2 protein-coding genes are annotated in these 3,755 nt (G+C 60.6%); one reads left to right on the top strand and one right to left on the bottom strand.

Annotated features, from left to right (window positions below):
• Positions 1-54 precede the first annotated feature (54 nt).
• Entirely contained in the window at positions 55-642 is a 588-nt protein-coding gene (locus C8029_RS20740) for a recombinase family protein (protein ID WP_152003642.1), read from the bottom strand.
• A 163-nt stretch (positions 643-805) separates the two neighbouring features.
• On the opposite strand from C8029_RS20740, the gene C8029_RS20735 reads away from it, so the two are divergent.
• Positions 806-3,688, top strand: coding sequence for a Tn3 family transposase (locus C8029_RS20735; RefSeq protein ID WP_152003641.1), 2,883 nt, complete (start codon positions 806-808; stop codon positions 3,686-3,688).
• The last annotated feature ends 67 nt before the right edge of the window (positions 3,689-3,755 follow it).

Genomic DNA, 3,755 nt, shown 5'->3' with positions numbered 1-3,755 from the left:
TCGCTCCAGACCCGGCGGGACGGGGTCTGATGCCGGAGGGGGCAGAATAGTACGCTAAGGGCTGATTTTGGCCCCTGTGCGGTGCAGGGTTCTGTAGATCGTTGGCCTGGAGACCGCGAACAGCTCAGCCAGATCACTGATAGAATACTCGCCGGTTGCATGCATGCGCGCGAGTTCTTTCTGTTGTTTTTCAGAGAGTTTTGGCTGTTTTCCACGGAGTTTGCCCTTTGCACGGGCGATGGCCATGCCTTCTCTCGTGCGCAACCGGATCAGATCGGCCTCAAACTCGGCAAAGGTAGCGAGAATGTTGAAGAACATTTTGCCCATGGGATCCGTCGGGTCGTAGATAGACATCCCCAAGGCGAGCTTGACGCCCTTTTTTTCCAGCTGTTCTGCGATAGCGCGTGCATCGGGGACGGACCGGGCAAGGCGATCCAGTTTTGGCACGACCAGCACATCGCCTTCGCGCACGGCTGCCAGTGCCTGGTCGAGACCGGGGCGGGCGCGGTTGGTGCCCGTCAGCCCGTGGTCGGTATAGATGAGATCCTCCGATACCCCCAAGTCGCATAAGGCCTGCCGCTGTGCGGTCAGATCCTGTTTGTCGGTCGAACAGCGGGCATAGCCAATCTTGGTCACAGTCATGTTCAAATTGTACGATTAAGGGGCCGCATGTGCGAATCAAATCGTACCAGCTATACGAGATATGTTGGGATGTGGTTTCTCTGCCCTTGCCAACCCTTGTGACACATGTCCGCTGAGCGACCCTCTTACGGACACCCATGTTCATGATTTTGGAAGGAACCACATGCCCCGCCGGAGAATGCTGACCGACCGCCAGCGGGCGGCGCTGCTTGACATGCCAACTGAAGAAGCGTCGATGCTGCGCCACTACACCTTGGCGGACGACGATCTGGAAATCATCCGCGCCCGTCGCCGCCCCCACAATCGTTTCGGCTTCGCCCTGCAGCTTTGCGCGCTGCGATACCCAGGTCGGTTGCTGGCGCCCGGTGAGGTCATTCCTGCGGCAGTGACGCGCTTTTTGGCGGCGCAACTCGGGCTGAGACCCGATGATCTGGCAGACTATGCAACGCGGGAGGAAACCCGCCGTGACCACCTGGCCACCCTGCGCAATCTTTACGGCTACAAGATGTTTACTGGTCGAGGGGCGCGCGACCTGAAGACCTGGCTGGAGAGCGAAGCCGAAACCGCCCGGTCGAACGAGGATCTGGCCCGGCGCTTTGTAGAGAAGTGCCGGGCGACCCAGACCATTCTACCTGGGATCACAGTTATCGAACGTCTTTGCGCGGATGCACTTGTCGCTGCCGAGCGACGGACCGACACTCGGATTGCCGACCGGCTGAATGATGAATTGCGCGGCCAGCTTGATGCACTGCTGACTGAAAGCGCGGACAGCTCTGTCACCCGCTTTGTCTGGCTGCGCCAATTCGAGGTTGGCCGAAACTCGGCCGATATAAACCGCCTGCTCGACCGGCTTGAATTCTTGCAGGGCATAGCGTTGGATCAATCCATCCTGTCCGATGTGCCGCCTCACCGCATTGCTCGCCTCCGACGACAAGGGGAACGGTATTTCGCCGGCGATCTGCGGGATATTTCAGGCGACCGCCGCCTTGCCATCGTCGCGGTCTGCGCTTTGGAATGGCGCAGTGCCATTGCCGATGCGGTGGTCGAAACCCATGACCGGATCGTCGGGAAGACATGGCGCGAGGCGAAACGCGCGTGCGATGCCCAGGCGGATGACGCAAAGGCGGCTCTGAAGGACACCTTGCAGGGATTCTCAAACCTCGGATCAGCACTGCTGGAAGCGCATGAGGATCAGGCGCCCCTGATTGAGGCCGTTCAAAACGCGGGAGGCTGGTCATCGCTCAGGGGGCTTGTCGCCACCGCTGCCCAACTCACCGACACATTGGCTGCCGATCCGCTCGCGCACGTTGTTCACGGGTATCATCGCTTCCGACGATATGCGCCCCGCATGTTGCGGGCGCTCGATATTCAGGCCGCACCGGTAGCCGAACCGTTACTCGCCGCCACCGCTATCGTCGCAGGAACGGAAACCACCGCCGACCGGCCCGTGACCTTTCTGCGCCGAACCTCGAAATGGCATCGGCACCTGAATAACGATGATGGGTACCGACTGTGGGAGGTGGCGGTCCTGTGCCATCTGCGCGATGCCTTCCGTTCCGGTGATATCTGGCTCGCACATTCCCGCAGGTATGGCGATCTAAAGGACGCGCTGGTCCCAGCCGAAGTCGCCCGGGCCACGCCAAAACTGGCCATGCCGTTCGAACCGGATGCCTGGCTGGCGGATCGGAAGTCTCGCCTGGCCGCGGGCCTACAGCGATTGGCCCGCGCCGCCAGGGCCGGTGCCATTCCGGGCGGGTCCATCGAAGACGGCGCCCTCAAAATAGACCGGCTGACTGCCGCTGTCCCCGAAGAGGCCGATGCCATGGTGCTTGATCTTTATAGCCGCCTGCCGGAAATCAGGATCACCGACCTCCTGCTCGAAGTGGACGACGAGATCGGCTTTACGGAAGCATTCACCCATCTGCGCACCGGCGTCCCGTGCAAGGACAGGGTCGGCATGCTGAATGTGCTGCTGGCCGAAGGACTGAACCTTGGCCTCAGCAAAATGGCCGGGGCCACCAACACCCATGATTATTTCCAGCTTTCGCGCCTGTCGCGGTGGCATGTCGAAAGCGAGGCGATGGCACGCGCCCTGGCCACAGTTATCGAAGGCCAATCTGCCTTGCCGATGGCCCGGTTCTGGGGCAGCGGTGTCACCGCGTCCAGTGACGGGCAGTTCTTCCCCACCACGCGCCAAGGCGAGGCGATGAATCTGATCAACGCCAAGTATGGCCATGAACCCGGATTGAAAGCCTACACCCATGTCTCCGACCAGTTCGGCCCCTTCGCCACCCAGACTATCCCGGCCACGGTGAACGAAGCGCCCTACATTCTGGATGGCCTGTTGATGACCGACGCCGGGCGAAAGGTCAGAGAGCAGTACGCCGATACTGGCGGGTTCACCGACCACGTCTTCGCCGTCACCGCTCTGCTGGGCTTCCAGTTCATACCCCGCATCCGGGATCTGCCATCCAAGCGCCTTTACCTCTTCGATCCAACATCCTGCCCAAAAGAGCTGAAAGGCTTGATCGGTGGCAAGATCAGGGAACCCGTCATCAGTTCGAACTGGCCCGACATTCTGCGCAGCGCGGCCACCATGGTGGCGGGCGCAATGCCTCCAAGCCAACTGTTGCGAAAATTCGCCGCCTATCCCCGGCAGCATGATCTTGCGGTGGCATTACGGGAAATCGGACGGGTTGAACGGACGCTGTTCATCATCGACTGGCTGCTTGACGCCGACATGCAACGCCGGGCTCAGATCGGCCTGAACAAGGGCGAAGCGCACCATGCCCTCAAGAATGCCCTACGCATCGGGCGCCAAGGCGAAATCCGAGATCGAACAACTGAGGGGCAGCATTTCCGGATGGCCGGGCTGAACCTGCTCGCCGCCACCATCATCTATTGGAACACCAAGTATCTTGGTAAAGCTGTGGCTGGACGTCGTCGGTCGGAACTGGATTGCTCTCCTGACCTTTTGGCGCACATCTCGCCCCTCGGATGGGCTCACATCCTCCTCACCGGCGAATACAGATGGCCCAAAAGGTGAGCAAAGCCCCTTAACGTACTATTCTGCCCCCTCCGGCATCAGACCCCGGGACTACCATGATTTCCTC

The organism is Roseobacter sp. TSBP12 (genome assembly GCF_009129705.1).
Taxonomy (GTDB): Bacteria; Pseudomonadota; Alphaproteobacteria; order Rhodobacterales; family Rhodobacteraceae; genus Celeribacter; species Celeribacter baekdonensis_A.
Note: the sequence above shows the minus strand (reverse complement) of the source record. Positions and strands in the feature narration are given on the sequence as shown.